Genomic DNA, 21,398 nt, shown 5'->3' with positions numbered 1-21,398 from the left:
GACCAGACAGCCGGCACCACACCTCGATGACTGAGGAGTTCGCGTGAGCACCCTGAGGCAGGCCCCCCGCTCGCAGGTCATGAGCGATCTGCAGGGCTCACGCTCGGTCGACCCTATGACCGGCCGGGAGCTCGTGCCGATGTCCGAGCTCGTGCTCGTGGACAAGCACGAGGCGCAGGGCTGGCGCGTCCGCCAGGACGAGCGCCTGGACCACCTGTTCGAGGCGCGCTGCGACTGGGTCCGGACCTACGGCCGGGCAGGCCAGCTCGCGGTCGACTCCGACGAGCTGTCGCTCACCTACGACGAGCTGGACGCGCGGGCGAACCAGGTGGCCCGCTACCTGCGCCTGCACGGCGCCGGCGCCGGAGACCGCATCGGCCTGCTGTTCGACCGTCCGGCCGACTCCTACATCGCGATGCTCGCCGTACTGAAGATCGGCGCCGCGTACGTCCCGCTGGACACCAGCTTCCCGACCGACCGGATGGCCTACATCGTCGAGGACGCCCACGTCCGCACGGTTCTGACGGCGTCCGACGTGGCCGACCGCATCGACCAGCCCGAGCTGCTGACCGGGCGCGGCACCGAGTTCGTGAGCCTCGACCTGGCCGAGCGGCTGATCGACGAGCAGAACTCGCGCAGGCTCATCGACGCCGAGCGCGGGATCCTGGACGACCAGCTCGCCTACATCATCTATACGGCCGGCGCCAACGGCCGCCTGCGCGGCGTCGCGGTCGACCACCCCAGCATCTGCAACTTCGTCAAGGTCGCCGCCGAGGTGTACGGCATCCAGGCCCGCGACCGGGTCTACCAGGGGCTGACGATCGCGTTCGACCTGTCGGTCGAGGAGATCTGGGTGTCGTGGGCCTGCGGCGCCACGTTGGTGCCCCGGCCGTCCGGCGCGAGCCTTCTGGGCCGGGACCTGCACGCATTCCTCAGCGAGCGCCGCGTCACGGCGATGTCGACCGTTCCGACGCTGCTGGCCACCATCGAGGACGAGCTGCCCGACCTCCGGTTCCTGCTGGTGGCAGGCGAGCCCTGCCCGCAGGAGCTGATCGCGCGCTGGCACCGTGCCGGTCGGCGGCTGCTCAGCGTCTACGGTCCGGCCGAGGCGACGGTGACGGCCACCTGGACCGAGCTGCACCCCGGCAAGCCGGCGACCATCGGGATCCCGCTGCCCACCTACAGCACGGTCATCCTGGACGTCGAGGACCCCCACCACGCACTTCCGCACGGCGAGATCGGTGAGATCGGAATCGCCGGGATCGGGCTCTCCTGCGGGTACCTGAACCGCGACGACCTCACCGACGCGGCGTTCATCCCGGACTTCCTGGGACTGCCGGCGAACCCGTCGGGCCGGATCTACCGGACCGGCGACCTGGGCCGGGTCAACGTCGACGGGGAGATCGAGTACCACGGCCGGGTCGACCAGCAGGGCGCGATGCGTGGCTACCGCAGCGAGCTGGCCGAGCTCGAGCTGTTGCTGCAGGTGCCCGGGCTCGCCCAGGCCGTGCCCGCCATCTCCGAGCCGGCCGTGGCCCCCTCGCCCCCGAGCACCGTCGTCGAGCCGACCGGCGCGGAGAAGCTCCTCGCGGAGGCGCTGGCCGAGGTCCTGGGCGTCGAGCACGTGCCCACCGACGCCAACTTCTTCGACGACCTCGGCGCCGACTCCATGGTCATGGCCCGCTTCTGCGCACGAGCCCGCAAACGCGCCGACCTCCCCACCGTCGCGATGCAAGACATCTACCAGCACCCCACCATCACCGACCTCGCCACCGCACTCGCACCAGCACCGGCCGCACCCGCCACCAACCCTGCCGCCGGACTCCTCGCCGAGGCGCTGGCCGAGGTCCTGGGCGTCGAGCACGTGCCCACCGACGCCAACTTCTTCGACGACCTCGGCGCCGACTCCATGGTCATGGCCCGCTTCTGCGCACGAGCCCGCAAACGCGCCGACCTCCCCACCGTCGCGATGCAAGACATCTACCAGCACCCCACCATCACCAGCCTCGCCACCGCACTCGCACCGGCGCCGGCCGCTGAGGCGCTCGCACCTGTGCCTGCCGAGTCCCCGGCTCCCGAAGAGGTGGTCGAGGCGCTGCCCGACGTGGTGGCTCCGGTCGGCAGGTTCCAGTACTTCCTCTGCGGGCTGCTGCAGCTCCTCGTCTTCCTCGGGTACTCCTTCCTCACCGCGGTGGGCACCGATCGTGGCATCGACTGGGTCTCCGCCGGCGTCGGTCTGGCCGAGATCTACCAGCGGTCGGTCCTGTTCGGTGCGGCCACCTTCCTCGGTCTCTCCCTTCTGCCGATCCTCGCGAAGTGGGTGCTGATCGGACGGTGGAAGCCCCAGCAGATCCGCGTCTGGAGCCTGTCCTACGTCCGCTTCTGGACCGTCAAGCTGCTGATCAAGACGAGCCCGCTCGCGATGTTCGCCGGCTCGCCGATCTACCTGCTCTACCTGCGCGCGCTGGGCGCGAAGGTCGGTCGAGGCGTCGCGATCTTCTCCAGGAACCTGCCCGTGTGCACCGACCTGCTCACGATCGGCGACGGCACCGTCATCCGTAAGGACTCGTTCTTCTCGGGCTACCGCGCGCACTCCGGCGTGATCCAGACGGGCGCCGTCACCCTCGGCAAGGACGTGTTCGTCGGCGAGCAGACGGTGATCGACATCGGTGCCTCGATGGGCGACGGATCCCAGCTCGGCCACTCCTCCTCCTTGCACACCGGGCAGTCCGTGCCCGCAGGCGAGCGCTGGCACGGATCCCGTGCGCAGCGGACCGAGGTGAACTACCGGCGGGTCGAGACGGCCGACAGCAACGGCCTGCGCAAGGTCGGCTACACCGCCCTGCAGCTGCTGAGCTTGTTGCTGGTGGGCCTGCCGCTGCTGATCGGCGGTGCGGTCGTGCTGTTCATGAACGTCCCGCAGCTCGGCACCGTGCTGGACCCGGGTCCGATGGCCTTCACGACGTGGACGTTCTACCGCGACGCCGCGGCCGCGTCCGTCGTGCTCTTCGTCGGCCTTCTGATCGTCGGCCTCCTACTGCTGGTCGTCGCCCCGCGCCTGCTCAACCTCGCCATCACGCCGGACAAGGTCTACCGCTTGTACGGCTTCCACTACTGGGCCCACAAGACGATCACGGCGCTGACCAACCTGAAGTTCTTCCCGTATCTGTTCGGTGACAGCTCCGCCATCGTCAACTACCTGCGCGTCATGGGATACGACCTTTCCCGCGTCGAGCAGACCGGGTCGAACTTCGGCCAGCGGGTGAAGCACGAGAGCCCGTTCCTGAGCTCCGTCGGCACCGGAACGGTGATCGCCGACGGACTGTCGATCCTCAATGCCGACTTCTCGAGCACATCCTTCCGCGTGTCCCGCGCGTCGATCGGCGCGCAGAACTTCCTCGGGAACAACATCGCCTATCCGGCGCAGGGCAGGACAGGCGACAACTGCCTCCTCGCGACGAAGGTCATGGTCCCGATCGACGGAGAGATCCGAGAGGGAGTCGGACTCCTGGGTTCCCCGAGCTTCGAGATCCCGCGTTCGGTCCAGCGCGATATCGGATTCGATCTGGAGAACGCAGGCGAGCTGCGCAGCCGGCTTACCGCCAAGAACTGGCACAACACCGTCACGATGGGGTTGTACCTGCTGGTGCGCTGGTTCTACGTCTTCGCGATCGTCACGGTCGGCGCGGTCGCCGCAGAGCTCTACCACGTCTTCGGACCGTCGATCGTCGCAATCGCCAACCTTCTCGTACTGCTGACCGGCGTCGCCTTCTTCGTGCTGGTCGAACGTGGCGTCAGGCGGCTCCAGGCCCTGCGGCCCGACGGTTGCTCGATCTACGACCGGAGCTTCTGGCGGCACGAACGGTTCTGGAAGGTGCCGGCCACGGCGTATCTGCAGATCTTCAACGGCACCCCGTTCAAGAGCATGATCTGGCGACTGCTGGGCGTCCGAATCGGCCGCCGGGTCTTCGACGACGGCTGCGCATTCGTGGAGAAGACCTTCGTCAGCATCGGGGACCACTGCACGCTCAATGCCGGAAGCATCGTTCAGTGCCACTCGCAGGAGGACGGCGCATTCAAGTCCGACCTCACCAAGATCGGTTCCGGCGTCACACTCGGGGTCGGCTCCTTCGTCCACTACGGAGTGACGATCGGTGACGGCGCGGAGATCGCGGCCGACTCCTTCCTCATGAAGGGCGAAGAGGTCCCTCCGCGAACGCTCTGGGGTGCCAATCCGGCCAGGGAGCTGCGGGGCGAAATGCCGGTCCTGCCGGAAAGCAACCCCAACTGAACCGCCCGTGGACGGCACACGTTCATGCACCGTGAGACGGAGGGAAGACCATGGGAAAGCTGACTGAGAGCGACCGGGAGTTCTGGCGTGGTGTGATCGTCGCAGGTGGGTTCACCGCGATCCCCCGGTGGCCTGCGGATACGGCCGCCACTATCGCCGAGCACGAGGCACCGATCGCGGACGACCTCGTGGAAGAGCTGCGCCGTGCGGCCGAGGACCTGGCGACGCCGATCAGCTCACTACTCCTGGCCGCACACGCCAAGGTGCTGGCCACACTGTCGGGCGAGCGGGAGGTCGTCACCGGCTACGTCGCGACGGCGACCGGACGACCTGTGCCGTGCCGGCTGACGACGGAGCACGCGTCGTGGCTGGCGTTGGTGCGTGAGGCGCGCCACACCGAGTCGGGGCTGCTGGCGCACCGCGGCTTCCCCGTCGACGACCTCAGGAAGGAGCTGGGCCTGTCCGGCGCTCCCTTCGAGACCGTGTTCGACCCGGCCGGCGCCGGCGGCGATCTCGCCGCGGACACGGTGCTGTGGGTGGGGGTCGCGCGGCGGGCCGGCCGATGGGCGCTGCGGCTGCGGTACCGCACCGACGTGCTCGACGCGGACTACGCGGCCAGGGTGGCGGGCTACCACCTCACCGCGCTGAGCTTGATCGCCGCCGACCCGGATGCCGAGCACGGGCGGCAGAGCTTGCTGTCGGCCGAAGAGGCGCGCTACCAGCTCGAGGACCTGGTCGGGGCGCGGCGTGAGCTGCCGCCGTTCCGGTTCCACGAGCTGTTCGAGCAGCGGGTGCAGGCCCACCCGGACGCGGTCGCGGCCGTGCACGGTGAGCGGGAGTGGACCTACCGCGAGCTCAACGCCCGGGCCAACCAGCTGGGGCGGGCGTTGCTGGCGCGGGGGCTGCGCCGCGAGGACGTCGTGGCCGTGGTGACCGAGCGCAACCTGGACTGGATGGCCTCGGTGCTGGCGGTGTTCAAGGCCGGTGGCGCCTACCTGCCGATCGAGCCGCACTTCCCGGCCGATCGGATCGCGACCACCATCTCACGCGCCGAGTGCCGGCTCGTGCTGACCGAGCCGGGCAGCACCACCACCCTGGACAAAGCCCTCGAGGCACTGCCCGGCGTGCAGACAGTCTTCGTCGACACCGCCTACGCCGAGGACCACGCCCAGGCCGACCTCGGCATCACCGTCACGCCGGACCAGCTCGCCTACATCTACTTCACCTCCGGCTCCACAGGGCAGCCCAAGGGCGCGATGTGCGAGCAGGCCGGAATGCTCAACCACCTCTACGCCAAGATCGACGCCTGCGAGATCGGCGAAGGACAGGTCGTCGGCCAGATCGCACCGCAGTGCTTCGACATCTCACTGTGGCAGCTGATCTCCGCACTGATGGTCGGCGGCCGCACCGTGATCATCGAGCAGGACGTCATCCTCGACGTCCAACGGTTCGTCGACAAGGTCATCGACCAGCGCATCGCCGTGCTGCAGGTCGTGCCCTCCTACCTCGAGGTCGTGCTGACCTACCTGGAACAGCACCCCCGCGAGCTGACCGAGCTGCACTGCGTGTCCGCCACCGGTGAGGCGCTGAAGAAGGAGCTGACCGAGCGCTGGTTCGCCGCCGAGCCCGGGATCAAGCTGGTCAACGCCTACGGGCTCACCGAGACCTCCGACGACACCAACCACGAGGTCATGGACCGCGCACCCGACGGGGACCGCGTCCCGCTGGGTCCCGCGTCGCCCAACATGAACGTCTACGTGCTGGACGAGCAGCTTTCTCCGGTGCCGCTGGGCGCCCCCGGGCTGATCGCGTTCGCCGGCGTGTGCGTCGGGCGCGGCTACGTCAATGACCCCGACCGCACCCGGGCCGCCTACATGGCGGACCCGCACCGGCCGGGCGAGCGCCTCTACCTCGGTGGTGACTACGGGCGGTGGCTGCCGGGCGGGAAGCTGGACTTCCTCGGCCGCAAGGACTCCCAGGTCAAGATCTCGGGCTTCCGGATCGAGATCGGCGAGATCGAGAACACCCTGCTGCGAGTCCCCGGCGTCCGTGACGGCGCGGTGGTGGTCGCGGAGCGGCCCGACCAGAGCAAGCAGCTGGTGGCCTTCTATGCCGGCACGCAGCCGCTCGAGGTCGACCTGCTGCGCGAGCGGCTCGGCGCCTCGCTGCCGCACTACATGGTGCCCGCCGCGTTCCACTGGCAGGAGAACCTCCCGCTGACCGCCAACAGCAAGATCGACAAGAAGTCGCTGACCGCGCTCGCCGGCGAGCTGGAGACCGTCGAGCAGGGCTACGAGGCACCCCGTACCCCGACCGAGGAGCGGCTGGCGGCCGCGTGGGCGAAGGTCCTCGGTGTCCCGGCGGACCAGATCGGCCGCGCCGACCACTTCTTCGACCGGGGCGGCAACTCGCTCTCCGCGGTCAAGCTGGCGATCGCGCTGGGGCGCATCGTGTCGCTCAAGGACGTCATCCGCTGCCCCGTCCTCGCTGACCTGGCCGAACTGGTCGACGTCAAGTCTCAGCCACCCGTCGGGCTGCTTCAGTCCCCGTCGGAGGCAGAAGACACGCAGACTGGCGGGGTCGAACCGATGGCCTCTTCACGAGCGAACTGAGAAAGGAGATCGTGATGTCGTCCTCTTTTTCGCCGTCGCCGCTCGACGTCAGTCTGCGGCCTGGCGCACCTCCGATGCTGCAGGTCCCACCCACCGGTGACGCCCCGGGCTGGGCAGACGCGAACCGGCAGGCGCTGTACGGGATCGTCGCCGAGCACGGTTCGGTCCTGGTCCGGGGTCTCGGGCTGAGCGACGCGAACACGGTGGGTTCGGTGTTCCAGCGGATCGGCCGTGGGCTGATGGCCGAGCGCGAGGCGTTCGCGGCCCGGCAGGTCTACTCCGAAGGTGTGTACTCCTCGGCCAAGTGGCCGTCGAACCAGCCCATGTGCATGCACAACGAGCTGAGCTACACGCTCGACGTTCCCAGCCTCATGCTGTTCGCCTGCCTGACCGCACCGACGGAGGGTGGCGCGACCGGAGTGGCCGACTCGCCGACAGTGCTCGATGCGCTGCCGGCCGAGCTGGCCGCCCGGTTCGAGCGGGAGGGCTGGCTGCTCGCCCGCAACTACAACGACGACATCGGGGCGTCCTACGCCGACGCGTTCGGCACCGACAACCGTGCCGCCGTCGAGAACTACTGCCGGGCCAACGCGATCGAGTTCGAGTGGCAGCCCGAAGGCGGCCTGCGCACCTGGCAGCGACGCAAGGCAGTGGTCCAGCACCCGATCACCGGCCGGCGCTGCTGGTTCAACCAGATCGCGTTCCTCAACGAGTGGACCCTCGATCCCGAGGTGCGCGAGTTCCTCGTGGACGTCTACGGCGAGGACGGGCTGCCGTTCAACACCCGCTTCGGCAACGGCGACCCGATCGGCGACGACATCGTGCAGCTGCTGAACGGGGTCTACGACGCCAACACCGCACGTGAGCCATGGCAGGCGGGCGACCTGATGCTCGTCGACAACATCCGCAGCGCGCACAGCCGCGAGGCCTTCAGCGGACCACGCGAGGTGCTCGTCGCGATGGCCGCCCCGGTCCGCATGACCGACACCCCCCAGACACCGAGGTGACGAACTGATGACCACCACCGTGCCACCGTTCGCGGTGATCCCCGGCGCACAGGTCCAGCAGGCCCTGCAGGGCCATGAGAAGCAGGTCATGGAGGTGGTGGAGGCCACCTACCGGCTGCACGGCGCCGGCGACTCGGTGAACCCACCGTCCTACTTCCTGCGCTTCCCCGACCGCCCGTCCTCGCGCATCATCGCGCTGCCCGCCTCCATCGGCGGGCAGTCACGGGTGGACGGCATCAAGTGGATCTCGAGCTTCCCGGACAACGTGGCCGCGGGCATCCCGCGAGCGTCGGCGGTGCTGATCCTCAACGACCACGACACCGGCTACCCGTTCGCCTGCCTGGAGAGCTCGATCATCAGCGCCACCAGGACGGCTGCGTCGGCGGCACTGGCAGCCGACTGGCTCAGCCGCGGCCGGGAGCGCCCCACCCGCGTCGGATTCTTCGGCGTGGGCCTGATCGCCCGCTACATCCACACGTTCCTGGCCGGCACCGGCTGGTCGTTCGACGAGGTCGGCGTCTTCGACCTGTCCGCCGACAGCGCGGCCGGATTCCGCGGTTACCTGGAGCAGTCGGGCACCACCGGCCGGATCACCCTGCACGACACGGCCGAGGATCTGATCCGCTCCAGCGACCTGGTGGTCTTCGCGACCATCGCCGGGAAGCCGCACGTCACCGACACGTCGTGGTTCGACCACAACCCGCTGGTGCTGCACGTCTCGCTCCGCGACCTCGCGCCGGAGATCGTGCTGGCCTCGACCAACATCGTCGACGACGTCGAGCACTGCCTCAAGGCAGACACCTCGCCGCACCTGGCCGAGCAGCTCACCGGTAACCGGGACTTCCTGCAGGGAACCCTGGACGACGTGATGGCCGGGCGGGTGAGCCTGCCGACGGACCGTCCGGTGGTGTTCTCGCCCTTCGGCCTCGGCGTGCTCGACCTCGCGGTCGGCAAGTACGTGTACGACCAGGTGAGCCGCTCCGGTGATCTGAACGTCATCGACGACTTCTTCCACGAGCTGCGCCGATACGGCTGACCAGCCGAGCCCTACCAGATGATGCCTGCCGCGGTGGTCGCGAGGACGAGTCCTCCGACCACCGGCAGGCGCCTCGGTCGAGGCCTCAGCGCGGGCCGAGGCCGGTTTTCCCGTCCAAGAGCTCGCGAACGATGTCGAGGTGGCCGGCGTGGCGGGCGGTCTCTTCGATCATGTGAAGGACGATCCCGCGCAGGTCGGTGATCTGCTCTCCCAAGGCGCCGGGATGGCAGGCACGCGGGGGCGACGAAAGCGGCAGGGCCGTGAGGATCGCGTCGGAGCGCTCGCACTGGTCGCGGTAGAACTCGAGGACCACTGACGGCGGCCGCACGGTGACCAGGGGCGTGTCGTCGTCGGGCCAGGGCAGCGGATCGGCGGAACCGGTGGCGATCTCCTGGAACCAATGCCGCTCGGCATGGCCGAGATGCTCCACGAGTCCGAGCGGAGTCCAGCCCGACGGCACGACCGACGTGGTCAGGGCTTCGGTGTCGAGCCCGTCGAGGATCGCCAGAACGCTGGCACGCTGCCACTCCAGGAACGCCAGGAGAGCCTTTTTCTCGTCGTCCATCGGGACATGCCTCTCTCCTGGGATGAGAGGCGGACGCTAGCAGCCGGCACCGACAGCTTCGGCGACCTCAGCAGGCCCGTCGATCGTGGCACGACGCCGACCGGCCGGGTGTGCCCCGCTCAGAGCGACAGCGCCAGCGAACGCAGCACCAGCGCCGCGATGAACACGACCGTGAACGCGAGGTCGATCTGTACCGAGCCGACCCGCACGGGTTTCAACACGCGACGCACCGGCGCGAGTACCGGCTCGGTGAGCGTGTGGGACACCGAGCGAGCGCGTGCCGCCCAGCCGTCGCGCGCCGCGCCGAGCACGCCCGTCCAGTCCAGTACGGCGCGCACGACCATGACGATCAGGAACAGTAGTAGGACGAAACCGAGCAGAGCTCCGATGGCACTCATGGGCACCCCTCCACCCGTTCAGCATCCTCGCCCAGCCTGAGCTGCGCCTGAGACCTCCGACTTTCGTGGTCACTCTTGTCGGCGACGGGCCGGAAATCCCTGTGTACACCCCCGAGCAACCTCTTCACACGTTCTCAGGAGACGGTCCGGTGACCGGAGCGGCGGCCGCCATGATGCGGTCGATCGCGACGAGGTCGCTGCGGCTCAGCGAGAGATCCGCCGCGGCCAGGCTGTCCTGAACGTGGTCGGCGTGCCGTGCACCGACGATGGCCACGTGCACAGCCGGGTTGGCCAACGTCCAGGCGATGGCCAGCTGGCTCACTGTGGCACCCCGCTCCTCGGCGAACTTCTTCAGGGCGCGCACCGCGGCCAGGTTGTTCTGAAATCCGTCGCCGCTGAACATCGGACTGGTGGCGCGCCAGTCGTCACTGCCGAACGTGGTGTCCTCGGTCATCGTCCCGGTCAGCAACCCGTGAGCCAGCGGTCCGTAGACGAGCACGCCGACGTCGTGCGCACGGGCGTAGGGCAGCACATCGTGTTCGACCTCGCGCCGGCGGAACAGGTGATACGGCGGCTGCACCGTTTCCACCGGCAGCGTCGCAGCGAACTCGGCCATCTGCACCGCGGAGTAGTTGGACACGCCGACGTGGCCGATCTTGCCCAACGCGACCAGCTCTCGCAGCGCGCCGGCCGTCTCTGCAGCGGGAACCTTCGGGTCGGGCCAGTGCACCTGGTAGAGGTCGATGTGATCCACGCCCAACGCGGTCAGGCTGGCGTCCACACCGTCACGCAGCCCCTGCCGGCTCGCGTCGCGGACCAGACCCGCGTCGGTCATCCGCAGCCCACCCTTGGTGGCGATCACGAGTTGGTCCCGGTTGTTGGCCAGCTCGCTGCGCAGCGCCGTGCCGAGCAGCCGCTCGGACGCGCCGAAGCCGTAGGCCTGCGCCGTGTCGAAGAAGTTGACGCCCAGGTCGCGGGCCCGGCGGATCGCCGTGACGGCCACGGCTTCGTCGAAACGGCCCCAGTCCCCGCCCAACTGCCACGCGCCGAACGCGATGCGGGAAACCCGTAGCCCGCTTCTGCCCAAAGTGGTGGTCTTCATTCGTATCTTCTCTCTGCTGCAAGGTGGCGAGGAGGCGTGCAGCCCCAGGGGAGGTGCGACAGACCGGACGGTCACGCCGATTCGAATCGATCAATTTATGTTTCGCTCGATCGCGATCAATCAGGGGAGACAGGGGAGACGGAGGATCGGGGCCATTCCGCTTGCCGGCGGGGGGACCGCGGATCAGGGTCGACCGTTACGGACGACCCTTCTCGGCCCGTGCTTATCTGTTTGTTGATGTTCTTCCGGTATCGAAACCGCGGAGCACGAACTGCTCACTCACTCCGCCGAGCAGATGACCGGCTACGGTGAACACCAGGCCCTCGCAAACTGCGTTCGGGGCGGCGACTTCCCTGGCTTCACCGTGGCGTCAGTTCGGGGTGACGCTCTACATGCACTGGCCTCCTAGAAACTGAACGTCTAGTTTCCGATTCAGGCTAGCGCGGGCTTCCGGAGGCGGCCGCCGTCCGGGTGGTGAGGTCGGTCTCAGCAGGCCAGACCACGGACCGCCAGGTCGACGATCGCGTCGGCGGCATCGTCGTCCAGGGGCGCATGGGCCGCGACCAGCCGGTAGATCGCCGCCCCGAATATCAAATCGATCGCAGCCTCGGGATCGATGTCGGCACGGAGCTCGCCGCGTGCGATGCCGCGATCCAAGATCGCGCGACCCAGTTGCCGCCGGGGGCCGATGAGTCGATCGCTCAGTTCTGCGGCAATCTGGGGATCGAACTGCGCCTCCCCGACGATCTGAGCGTAGACCCGCCCACTGGGGCCGTTGTAGAAGCGCATCATGCCGCGCAGTACGTGGCGGAAATCCTCACGCACGGAACCGGTGTCAGGGTCGTCGGACTCGACGAACATCTCCGACAACAGGGCCTCGATGGCAACCGCGTACTTGTTCGGCCACCACTTGTAGATCGTCGCCTTGCTCGCCCCGCACCGGCCGGCGATCTCCTCGGTGGTCATCACTCGCAGTCCGACCTCGTGCATCAGCTCGCTCGTCGCACGCAGAACGGCCTTGCGGGTCTGCTCGCTGCGTGGACGGCCCGGACGCGGTCGGGGCTGCTCCTGCTCGCCACGACTGACGGCCATCGGCCACCTTCCCCCAATACGATACTGCCCGTTCAGTTTACATCTAGCGGAGCTCGCCAGGGCCGAACGGCGCTTGTCAGTTGGTCCGATCAGCAATCACGGATGGCCCGGCCTCACCCACTGCGGGGCGGGACCGGGCCATCTGTCGTCGACCATGACGATCGGGAGCGGACGTCACTCGGGCCAGTCGGAGCCCAGAATCACCTCGACGAAGTCACCGCGGCGGAAGCCGGGTACGAAGTGTTCGAGCACGTCCGCCTTGACGTTGCCGAACGTGGTCTCGGGCCGGTCCTTGATGCCGTCGGTGAAGGCCGCGAGGATCTGGTTCTTGAAGTCGGGACGCGGGTGCGCAGCCACGATCTGCGCGCGCTGCTCGTCGGTGATCGCGTCGTAGCCGATGCCGAGCACGTCCAGCTCGACGCCCCGGGTGACGAGGGCGACCTCCGGTGCCATGTGCAGCGGGATCTCCGGCGTGGTGTGCAGCGCGATGGCCGTCCAGACGGTCTCGGCAGGCTTGGTGGCGATTCCGTGCGCGAGCAGGAAGCGGCGGGCCTCGTCGGCACCGTCGATCTCGAAGCGCTGGTCCATGCGCCGGTACTTCGCTGTCAGCCCGAGGTCATGGAACATCGCGCCCACGTACAGCAGCTCCGGGTCGAAGCGCAGGCCCTGCGCACGGCCCCGCAGGCTGCCGAACAGGTAGACCCGCCGGGAGTGGTGGTAGACCAGTGGGGTCGCCGCCTCGCGCACCAGCTCGGTGGCCTCGGCGACCAGTCGCGTGTCAGGAATCTCGACGTCCGAAATCGTCTCCGTCATGGACCTAGCATCAGCTGAGGTCGAGGTCCGGCACCATGTCATGAAGGACGGGCACACCACACATCCGGACACGAGCGGGAGCTGGCCATGGCACGCGCACATCGGGTCGGGATCCTGGTGTTCGACGGCCTCACCATGCTCGACGTCAGCGGGCCTGCCGAGGTGCTGGGCACGGCCCAGCGGTTCGGTGCGTCGTACGAGGTCGTCCTGGTCTCGCCCCGCGGCGGGGACGTGCTGACCTCGGCAGGTCTCCGGCTGGGCCCCACGGTGGCTGCGCACGAGGTGGGCCACCTGGACACCGCGATCATCGCGGGGGGCGACCGGCTGCCGGTGCAGGCCATCGAGGAGGAGCTGCTCACCGCGGCACGGGTCGTCTCCGCGGCGGCGGGGCGGGTGGCCTCGGTCTGCACGGGGGCGTTCGTGCTGGCCGCGCTCGGCGCGCTGGACGGCCGGCAGGCCACGACGCACTGGCGCCACGCCGACCGGCTCGCGCGCCGCTACCCACAGGTGCACGTACAGCGCGACGCGATCTTCGTCATGGACGGGCACGTGGTCACGTCAGCGGGCGTGAGCGCGGGAATCGACCTCGCGCTGGCGCTCGTGGAGCAGGACGAGGGTGCGGAGGTCGCGCGGAAGGTCGCCCAGGAGCTCGTGGTGTTCCTGCAACGCCCGGGCGGTCAGTCGCAGTTCTCGGTGGCTGCCCGCACGCCCGTGCCGCTGAACGCGAAGATCCGCGAGCTGCTGGCGGCCGTCGTCGCCGAGCCGGGTGCGGACCACTCCCTCACGACGATGGCCGCAGCGATTCCGACGAGCACCCGTCATCTGGCGCGCCTCTTCCAGGAGGAGGTGGGCACCACGCCGGCTCGGTGGGTGGAACGCACCCGGCTGGAGGCGGCGCAGCGGCTCCTCCTGGAAGGTCACAGCGTCACCGCGGCCGCGGAGCTCAGCGGCCTGGGCAGCGACGAGTCGCTGCGGAGGGTGTTCGGCCGCCACCTCGGCATCACGCCCAGCGAGTACCGGCAGCGGTTCGCCAGCACCCGACGCAGCGCCGTGAGTTCCTCGGCAGAGCCGACGGTCGACGCGCTCTCGGCACGCTGACCCCTCGCCCGCCGACGCGGCGAGGCCGATCGGTCAGCGGTAGGGGCCGCTCCACCGTTGTGCCGACACGCCGGGCGGCCTGGCGCTCGAACCGGCCTTAGGTGTCGCAGCGCCGGCGGTCATCCTCGGTGGCCGGGCCGAACAGGCTGCTCATGGCGACACCGTGCCACGGGGACCGGCGGTCCACGGCTAATGGAACGCGACGAGCGCGGCGTCATACGCGTCCAGCCATGGCCGCGCGCCGCAGTAGTCGTCCCAGAGCGAGAGGTGCACGTAACCCCAGTCCCCGCCGGGCAGTCCCGCCAGGTAGTAGTTCCGGCGTTCCGGCGCGGGTTTCCGGGTCATCATGAGGTTCTCGTACCCGTTGTCGAGGTCCTGCCCGTTGTCGTCGCGGTAGGGGTGCCAGTGGCCGTTGACCAGCTCCGCGACCATTCCGTTGAGGGGTCCGCCGATGTAGATCGTCGCGCGTTCGCTCATCCGGCCATCACGCCTCCGTCCGGCTCGATTGCCGCGGCTCGTCAGCGTCCACGTGGTCACCCCTTGCTCAAGAGCGACTACCAGTCGTAGCCAGCGCAGGCACGCTAATCGCTCAAGAGCACCGAGACAGCACCCGGCAGAGCGACACACGGAGAGGACGTCGTTCACCCATTCGACCAGGACCCGACGCCGCGACTCACCCGTCCGTTCACACGTTGTGGCTGCTCACCCGATCGGTCGACACCCTCTCGCACGGCCTGGCCGACCCGGGCGGGCAACTGATCGACCTGGGCGGGACGCCTCAATGATCACTGCGGGCGGCGACATGACGACGCGTACTGACGGGGTGCCTCGATCCCGCCGTGCCGGACACGAGGCCTTCCCAAGTAGTTCAGCAATCGCTAAATTTAGCGACTCTTGAACAACGGGAGGGCGAGATGCACGATCCTGTCGGCTTGTTCCAGGCAGCTGCGCAGCGGAGTGGAACCGTGATGGCCGGCGTCGGTGCGACGAAGCTGTCCGCGCCAACGCCCTGCGAGGAGTGGTCGGTGCAACAGCTGATGGACCACATGGCCGGCGGGCCGGCCTACTTGCTCGCGGCTTCGCAGGGCGGCGCGCCGGCGCCGGTACAGGGTGTGACGGCGGACGATTACCGAAAGCGCGTCGACGAGGTGCTCGCGGCCCTCACCTACCCCGCAGTCCTCGCGCGGACATGCGTCTCGCCGCTCGGGTTCGAGTGGACGGTGGCGGAAGCTGTGGCCGGCACGTTCATGGACACACTGGTCCACACCTGGGACCTCGCGGTGGCCACCGGCCAGGACAGCACGCTCGATCCGGCGCTCGTCCAGGCGTGCGTGATGATGTTCCTTCCGGACATGCCCGCGCACGGCCGGGCCGCGGGCCTCGTCGGACCCGCCGTGCCGGTTCCCCCGGACGCACCTGCCCAGGACCGGCTACTGGGCGCGATGGGCCGGCGCCCATGAGCGAACCAGCCCGCGAGGAGCAGATCCGCGCCCTGGCCCATCCCGGTCGGCGGGAGATGCTGCGACTGGTGTGGGACACCGAGCGGCCCGCCACCGAGCTCGCCGAGGCAGCGGGATTGTCCAAGTCGGCGGCGAGCCAGCACCTCAAGCTGCTGCGCGACACGGGCTTGATCACGGTGCGCACCGACGGGAACCGGCGGCTCTACCGAGCCGACCTCGGTCGGGTCGCTGAGGTCGCCGCCTTCCTCGACGCGTTCTGGGCGGAACCGCTCGCCCGGCTGAAAAGCGTCGCCGAGGCCCGCCGGGCGCCAGGACGGCCCGGGCCGCCGTGAAGCTTGTGGTGCAGGAACTCGTGATCCACGCCCCGGCCGCCGAGATCTACCGGATGCTCGTTGTACCTCACCTGTTCGCGCAGTGGATGGCGGTCGACGCCATCCTGGACCCCGTGGTGGGCGGGGCCGTCCGGTGGACCCACGCGAACGGGGACACGTGCTCCGGTCGCTACCTGGAGCTGGTCCCGGATCGCCGCGTCGTCTTCACCTACGGTTGGGAGCGGACCGAGGTCGGGATCCCGCCCGGATCGACGACCGTCGAGATCGACCTCGTCACGGACGGCCCCGCGTCCACGCTGCTGAAGCTCGTACACCGCGGCCTGGACGACGACGCCGCCGCCGCGCACCACGGCGGATGGATTCACTACCTCGGCAGGCTGTGCGCGCTCGCACGAGGCGTGCGGCCTGGCCCAGACCCGCTCGCCGACCGCCGTGTGCCGTCGTTCGCAAGCGACGATCGACCCTGATTCCCCGGCGTCGATGCCAGCCGCCGCGGTGGAGACCAGCTGCGAGGTCACGCTGTGACCGCCGCCTCCCGGCCCGGCCTGGCTCCGCGGCTGGGCATGCCGACCCGGCTTCCTCCGCCGGCACGTCCTCCTGCGACGTGATGCGGAAATACGCAGAGCACGTCGCTGTCCTTGGGCGCCCCGCGCGTGCCGATCTATGCGCTGACACGCACCTCAATGATCACTGTGGGCGGGCCGCTCATCGGCCTTCGGAGCCCCGGGCCGCTCGCCGCCGCCGTCCACGTCGGCCGAGAACACCCGGCTGGCCAGGAAGTCGGCGGGTTCGAGCCGCATCAGGTCGTCCTTGGCCCACTCCCGACCGGGTTCGTCCACCAGGCGATTGGCGTGGCGCAGGCGGGCGCGCTCGAGCGCGTTGCGCACGCTGCGCGCGTTCGCGAACCGTGGCTGACGCATCCGGCGGCGCAGATAGTCGTCCAGCGTCTGCTCGGCGTCGGCGGACAGGCGGTAGCGCTGTCTGCGCAGCATCATCTGCGCGATGGCGAGGAGCTCGTCGAGCTCGTAGTCCGGGAAATGCAGGTGGTGGGCGATGCGTGAGCTCATCCCGGGGTTGGACGCGAAGAACTCCTCCATCCGGTCCTGGTAGCCGGCGAGGATCACCACGATGTCGTCGCGCTGGTTCTCCATCACCTGCAGCAGGATCTCGATGGACTCCTGGCCGTAGTCACGCTCGTTCTCCGCCCGGTAGAGGTAGTAGGCCTCGTCGATGAACAGGACACCGCCCATCGCGCGCTTGATGACCTCCTTGGTCTTCGGCGCGGTGTGCCCGACGTACTGCCCGACCAGGTCGTCGCGTGTCACGGCCACGAGATGGCCCTTGCGGAGATAGCCGAGCCGCTGCAACAGCCCGGCCATCCGCAGTGCCACCGTTGTCTTCCCGGTGCCGGGGCCGCCGGTGAAGCTCATGTGCAGGTTGGGCCGCTCGGTGGCGAGGTCGAAGCGGTCCCGAACGCGGTCCACCAGCAGCAGCGCGGCGATCTCCCGGATCCTCGTCTTCACCTGGGCGAGCCCGACGAGCTCCTCGTCCAGGCCTGCCAGGATCTCGTCGATACCCGACGCCGCACGCTCGGCTTCGAGGTCGACCGTCGCGTCCTCCGGCAGCGACTCCTCAGCGGACCCACCACCGGGAACCTCGACGCGACGGTCGTCCCCGGCCTCGCCGTTACGACGATCGCCGTCGCCGGAGTCGTCGGGATCCGGCGACGTCACCCCGGGCCGCGGCATCCCGAAGCTCGGCCGGCCGCCGTCCGATGCCGTCATCGCCGGTCGGCGGGCTGGTACCGCTCACCCGCCGGACGCTCGGTGGCGTACGCATGGGTGGTGTAGCGGATGACCCGGTCGTGGCTCTCCTGGCGATCCAGGCGGAACCCTGGTTCCTCGGCCGGCCGATGGACCAGGAACGACAGCACGATCGTCTGCCGCCCCAGCCGCGCGTCGTAGGCGTTGAGCCGGATGTAGCAGTTCGGGTACGCCTCCCGGCACGCGTTGACCTCCATCAACACGCCGGCCGCGTCCGCCAGGTCGAACATCGGCATCCCCCACATCTCCCAGTACGTGTTGCGGGGGTGCGGGTCGTCGGTGAACTCCACCGACAGCGGCCACGAATTGCCCAGTGCGTAGTCGATCTGCGCGGTGATCTCCTCGTCGGTGAGATCGGGTAGGTAGGAGAAGGTTCCCTGCGTGATGTGCATCGGTGCTCCTAGGCGTGTGTCGGCGTCGCCACGACGTCCGGGGTGTCCGTGGACTCGTAGTTGAACGTGATGTCGCCCCAGGTGGAGAGCGCCACGTCGAGCTCGCGGCTGTGCTTCGCGGCGGCCTTGAGGATGTCCTCGCCCTCGGCGTAGTAGTCGCGGCCCTCGTTGCGCGCCTTGATCATCGCCTCGACGGCCACCCGGTTCGCGGTGGCGCCCGCGGCGATGCCCATCGGGTGCCCGATCGTGCCGCCGCCGAACTGCAGCACGACGTCCTCGCCCAGGTAGTGCAGCAGCTGGTGCATCTGACCGGCGTGGATCCCGCCGGAGGCCACCGGCATCACGGTGGCGAGCGAGGCCCAGTCCTGGTCGAAGTAGAGGCCCTTGACCGGGTCGGCGCTCACGTGGTCCTTGCGGAGGACGTCGTAGAAGCCGGCGGTCGCGTTGGGGTCGCCCTCGAGCTTGCCGACCACCGTGCCGGCGTGGATGTGGTCGACCCCGGCCAGCCGCATCCACTTGGCGATCACGCGGAAGCTGACCCCGTGCGTCTTCTGCCGGGTGTAGGTGCCGTGCCCGGCGCGGTGCAGGTGCAGGATCACGCCGTTGGCCCGCGCCCAGCGGGCCATCGACTGGATCGCCGTGTACCCGACGGTCAGGTCGATCATGACGATCACGCTGCCGAGCTCCTTGGCGAAGTCGGCACGCTCGTACATGTCCTCCATCGTCGCGGCGGTGACGTTGAGGTAGTGCCCCTTGATCTCGCCGGTGGTGCTCTGCGCGCGGTTCACCGCCTCCATGCAGAACAGGTAGCGGTCCCGCCAGCGCATGAAGGGCTGGCTGTTGATGTTCTCGTCGTCCTTGGTGAAGTCCAGCCCGCCGCGCAGCGCCTCGTAGACGACCCGCCCGTAGTTCCGCGCGGACAGGCCCAGCTTCGGCTTGGTGGTGGCGCCGAGCAGCGGCCGCCCGTACTTGCCCAGGTACTCCCGCTCCATCACGATCCCGTGTGCCGGCCCCTGGAACGTCTTCACGTAGTGCGGCGGGATCCGCATGTCCTCCAGGCGCAGCGCCCGCAGCGCCTTGAAGCCGAAGACGTTGCCGATGATCGACGAGGTGAGGTTCGCGATCGACCCCTCCTCGAACAGGTCGAGGTCGTAGGCGATGTGGGCGATGTACTGCCCGGGCGTCCCGGGTACCTCGTCCACCCGGTAGCACTTCGCCTGGTAGTGGTCGTACGCCGTGAGCCGGTCGGTCCACACCACCGTCCAGGTCGCGGTGCTCGACTCCCCCGCCACTGCCGCCCCGGCTTCCTCCGGCGGCACGCCCTCCTGCGGCGTGATCCGGAAGGCGCACAGCACGTCGCTGTCCTTCGGCTCGTAGTCCGGCTGCCAGTAACCCATCTCGGCGTACGGGATCACGCCCGCGCCCCAGCGTTCGGCCATCTCCACCACCTCGGTGTGTGTGTTCGTCTACGGCTGGAGTTCCCCACCGTGGCCTCGGACTATCGAACTGTCTATTGAGAATCGCCTCGACATCGTCAAGGATTGACTTATGAGTGGGGTGAGCCTGCGATGACACTGGCGCAGCTGCGCACGTTCCTTGCGGTCGCGGAGACCGGGTCGGTCAGTGCGGCCGCGGCGCGGCTGGTGGTCACACAGTCCGCGGTCTCGGCGTCGATCGCGGCACTGCAACGCTCACTCGAACTCCAGCTCGTCGAGCCGAGTGGCCGAGGCCTGCGGCTCACCCCGGCAGGCGCCATCTACGCCGGTTACCTGCGCCGCGTACTCGGGTTGCTCGACGAGGCGCGGGTCGCTGCAGGCTCCGAGGGCGAACCCGCGCGGGGTGAGCTGCGCATCGCGGCGGTGACCACCGTCGGCGACCACCTGCTGCCGAGGATTCTGGTCCGCTTCCGGGAGGCCCACCCCGAGGCACGAATCCACGTCGAAGTGGGCAATCGGGCGCAGGTGCTCGCTCTGCTCGACGACCACGAGGTCGACCTCGTGCTCGGCGGCCGCCCGGTCCGCACCCGCAACCACGTGGCACTCGCGGTGCGGCCAAACGAGCTCATCGTGGTCGGTCCGCCCGGCTCACCGCAGCACAGCGGCGACGAGCTGCTGAGCTGGCTCGCCGCGCAAACGTGGGTGCTGCGCGAGCCCGGGTCGGGCACCCGGGCCACCACCGATTCCTACCTGGCCGGTCTCGACCTCACGCCCGCGCAACTCACGCTGTCGTCCAATGCCGCGGTCTGCGAGTCGGTGGCCGTCGGGCTCGGCGTCACCCTGATCTCCCGCGACGCGGTGGCCCGCGACCTGGCCGAGGGTCGACTGGTCGAGCTCGCCGCGCCGGGCGCCCCCCTGAAACGCGACTGGTACCTGCTGGCCCACCGGAGCGGGCCGCCTGCCACCGCGCGCCTGCTCGTCGACCAGCTGCTCGCCAACGGCGAGTTCGAACGCCCCCCAGGAGCTCGCCGCCGCTCCCGAACGCCCGCCGAGGCGGTCGGGGACCGCTAGCTCGTCTCGATCGGACGGTTCGGGTCGCGGCTCCACTGCGACCACGAGCCGGGGAAGAGGCGGCCACCGCCGAGACCGGCGTGCTCGAGTGCGATCAGGTTGTGGCACGCCGTGACGCCCGATCCGCAGTAGGAGATCACGGGCTGCTCCCCCGTGATGCCCGCCTCGGCGAACGTGGCCCTGAGCTCGTCCTGCGGCAGGAAGCGACCGTCCGGCGCGAGATTCTCCCGGCACGGGACGCTGCGTGCGCCAGGGATGTGGCCGAAGCGCGGGTCCAGGTTGTCCGGGGCGCCCTCGAAACGCTCGCGCTGACGGGCGTCGATCACGACGTTGGCACCGGTCCGCGCAGCCTCATCGATCGAGGCCAGCTTGTCCTGCGGCCACGGCCTGGCGGCGAAGGTCGCGGGCGCGCGCAGCGGCGGATCCGTCTCGAGCGGGCCGTCGTAGGCCTGGATCCCGCCGTCGAGCAGCGCGGCCTCGTGACCGGTCGCCCGAAGCATCCACACCAGTCGCGCCGCCATGACGCCGCCTGCGTCGTCGTAGGCGACCACGACGTCGTCGTCACCGATCCCGAGGGCGGACATGTCACGGGCGAACGCCTCCGGCGCGGGAAGCGGGTGGCGGCCCGCGACGCTCGGGTCGGTGTGGTCGGCGAGCACCTCGTCGAGGTCGACGAACACGGCTCCGGGCAGGTGGCCGGCGTCGTAGGCGTCGCGGCCGACACGCCCGTCCAGGTAGGAGCGCACGTCGGCGAGCACGGCGCCGGCTGGAGCATCTGAGACGACGGGAGCAATCACACTTCGGAGGGTACGAGCACCGGCGCGCCGGGGTGAGTGCGTCTCCCACCGGAAACCCCTCGCCGGAGGGAAG

19 protein-coding genes are annotated in these 21,398 nt (G+C 69.3%); 9 read left to right on the top strand and 10 right to left on the bottom strand.

The window, feature by feature from the left end:
• Positions 1-43 precede the first annotated feature (43 nt).
• From ACQPZQ_RS19840 to sbnB, 4 genes are read left to right on the top strand one after another with little or no spacing between them, the layout of a single operon-like run.
• On the top strand, positions 44-4,291 hold the full coding sequence (locus ACQPZQ_RS19840; protein ID WP_433297960.1) for a Pls/PosA family non-ribosomal peptide synthetase: 4,248 nt from the start codon (positions 44-46) through the stop codon (positions 4,289-4,291).
• Positions 4,292-4,341: 50 nt separating this feature from the next.
• Positions 4,342-6,903 carry a non-ribosomal peptide synthetase gene (locus ACQPZQ_RS19835; RefSeq protein ID WP_433297957.1) on the top strand — a complete coding sequence of 854 codons (2,562 nt, stop codon included), beginning with the start codon at positions 4,342-4,344 and terminating at the stop codon, positions 6,901-6,903.
• Between the two features lie 14 nt (positions 6,904-6,917).
• Positions 6,918-7,910 carry a TauD/TfdA family dioxygenase gene (locus ACQPZQ_RS19830; protein WP_433297954.1) on the top strand — a complete coding sequence of 331 codons (993 nt, stop codon included), beginning with the start codon at positions 6,918-6,920 and terminating at the stop codon, positions 7,908-7,910.
• A 7-nt stretch (positions 7,911-7,917) separates the two neighbouring features.
• Positions 7,918-8,946, top strand: coding sequence for a 2,3-diaminopropionate biosynthesis protein SbnB (gene sbnB, locus ACQPZQ_RS19825; RefSeq protein ID WP_433297952.1), 1,029 nt, complete (start codon positions 7,918-7,920; stop codon positions 8,944-8,946).
• An 85-nt stretch (positions 8,947-9,031) separates the two neighbouring features.
• Here the strand turns inward: sbnB and ACQPZQ_RS19820 are convergent, their stop codons facing one another.
• The 5 genes from ACQPZQ_RS19820 to ACQPZQ_RS19800 all read right to left on the bottom strand — a co-directional run bounded on the left by ACQPZQ_RS19820 (position 9,032) and on the right by ACQPZQ_RS19800 (position 12,916).
• Complete coding sequence (locus ACQPZQ_RS19820; protein WP_433297949.1) at positions 9,032-9,511, bottom strand: DinB family protein; 480 nt, start codon at positions 9,509-9,511, stop codon at positions 9,032-9,034.
• Positions 9,512-9,630: 119 nt separating this feature from the next.
• The gene (locus ACQPZQ_RS19815; RefSeq protein WP_241042297.1) at positions 9,631-9,909 is read right to left on the bottom strand and encodes a YggT family protein; all 279 of its coding nucleotides are present in this window, start codon (positions 9,907-9,909) and stop codon (positions 9,631-9,633) included.
• Between the two features lie 124 nt (positions 9,910-10,033).
• The gene (locus ACQPZQ_RS19810) at positions 10,034-11,011 is read right to left on the bottom strand and encodes an aldo/keto reductase (RefSeq protein WP_433297947.1); all 978 of its coding nucleotides are present in this window, start codon (positions 11,009-11,011) and stop codon (positions 10,034-10,036) included.
• Between the two features lie 486 nt (positions 11,012-11,497).
• Positions 11,498-12,103, bottom strand: coding sequence for a TetR/AcrR family transcriptional regulator (locus tag ACQPZQ_RS19805; RefSeq protein WP_433299293.1), 606 nt, complete (start codon positions 12,101-12,103; stop codon positions 11,498-11,500).
• A 174-nt stretch (positions 12,104-12,277) separates the two neighbouring features.
• Positions 12,278-12,916: an HD domain-containing protein gene (locus ACQPZQ_RS19800; RefSeq protein ID WP_433297945.1), complete on the bottom strand. Its 639-nt coding sequence runs from the start codon at positions 12,914-12,916 to the stop codon at positions 12,278-12,280.
• Between the two features lie 87 nt (positions 12,917-13,003).
• On the opposite strand from ACQPZQ_RS19800, the gene ACQPZQ_RS19795 reads away from it, so the two are divergent.
• Positions 13,004-14,014, top strand: a complete 1,011-nt coding sequence (locus tag ACQPZQ_RS19795) for a GlxA family transcriptional regulator (protein WP_433297942.1) — start codon at positions 13,004-13,006, stop codon at positions 14,012-14,014.
• Between the two features lie 189 nt (positions 14,015-14,203).
• Here the strand turns inward: ACQPZQ_RS19795 and ACQPZQ_RS19790 are convergent, their stop codons facing one another.
• Entirely contained in the window at positions 14,204-14,491 is a 288-nt protein-coding gene (locus ACQPZQ_RS19790) for a hypothetical protein (RefSeq protein WP_433297940.1), read from the bottom strand.
• A gap of 437 nt (positions 14,492-14,928) precedes the next feature.
• Here ACQPZQ_RS19790 and ACQPZQ_RS19785 point away from each other — a divergent pair, with 437 nt between their 5' ends.
• The 3 genes from ACQPZQ_RS19785 to ACQPZQ_RS19775 are packed head-to-tail and all read left to right on the top strand — an operon-like array spanning position 14,929 to position 16,273.
• Positions 14,929-15,474, top strand: a complete 546-nt coding sequence (locus tag ACQPZQ_RS19785; protein ID WP_433297938.1) for a TIGR03086 family metal-binding protein — start codon at positions 14,929-14,931, stop codon at positions 15,472-15,474.
• Positions 15,471-15,806 (top strand): ArsR/SmtB family transcription factor, encoded by a 336-nt coding sequence (locus ACQPZQ_RS19780; RefSeq protein ID WP_433297936.1) that lies wholly within the window; start codon positions 15,471-15,473, stop codon positions 15,804-15,806. The genes ACQPZQ_RS19785 and ACQPZQ_RS19780 overlap by 4 nt, the downstream gene beginning before the upstream one ends.
• Positions 15,803-16,273: an SRPBCC family protein gene (locus ACQPZQ_RS19775; protein ID WP_433297934.1), complete on the top strand. Its 471-nt coding sequence runs from the start codon at positions 15,803-15,805 to the stop codon at positions 16,271-16,273. The genes ACQPZQ_RS19780 and ACQPZQ_RS19775 overlap by 4 nt, the downstream gene beginning before the upstream one ends.
• Before the next feature lie 213 nt (positions 16,274-16,486).
• On the opposite strand, the gene cbbX is transcribed toward ACQPZQ_RS19775, so the two are convergent.
• The 3 genes from cbbX to ACQPZQ_RS19760 are packed head-to-tail and all read right to left on the bottom strand — an operon-like array spanning position 16,487 to position 19,460.
• A complete protein-coding gene (gene cbbX / locus ACQPZQ_RS19770; protein WP_433297931.1) occupies positions 16,487-17,590 on the bottom strand; it encodes a CbbX protein in 1,104 nt (367 codons plus the stop codon).
• Positions 17,587-18,021, bottom strand: coding sequence for a ribulose bisphosphate carboxylase small subunit (locus ACQPZQ_RS19765; protein ID WP_433297929.1), 435 nt, complete (start codon positions 18,019-18,021; stop codon positions 17,587-17,589). Before ACQPZQ_RS19765 ends, cbbX begins: the two co-directional genes overlap by 4 nt.
• Positions 18,022-18,029: 8 nt before the next feature.
• Complete coding sequence (locus tag ACQPZQ_RS19760) at positions 18,030-19,460, bottom strand: form I ribulose bisphosphate carboxylase large subunit (protein ID WP_433297927.1); 1,431 nt, start codon at positions 19,458-19,460, stop codon at positions 18,030-18,032.
• 129 nt (positions 19,461-19,589) lie between these two features.
• Here ACQPZQ_RS19760 and ACQPZQ_RS19755 point away from each other — a divergent pair, with 129 nt between their 5' ends.
• Positions 19,590-20,528, top strand: a complete 939-nt coding sequence (locus tag ACQPZQ_RS19755; RefSeq protein WP_433297924.1) for a LysR family transcriptional regulator — start codon at positions 19,590-19,592, stop codon at positions 20,526-20,528.
• Here the strand turns inward: ACQPZQ_RS19755 and ACQPZQ_RS19750 are convergent.
• On the bottom strand, positions 20,525-21,325 hold the full coding sequence (locus ACQPZQ_RS19750) for a sulfurtransferase (protein WP_433297921.1): 801 nt from the start codon (positions 21,323-21,325) through the stop codon (positions 20,525-20,527). The genes ACQPZQ_RS19755 and ACQPZQ_RS19750 overlap by 4 nt on opposite strands.
• Between the last annotated feature and the right edge of the window lie 73 nt (positions 21,326-21,398).

The organism is Pseudonocardia sp. CA-142604, assembly GCF_050948475.1.
In the GTDB taxonomy this organism is placed as follows: Bacteria; Actinomycetota; Actinomycetes; order Mycobacteriales; family Pseudonocardiaceae; genus Pseudonocardia; species Pseudonocardia alaniniphila.
Note: the sequence above shows the minus strand (reverse complement) of the source record. Positions and strands in the feature narration are given on the sequence as shown.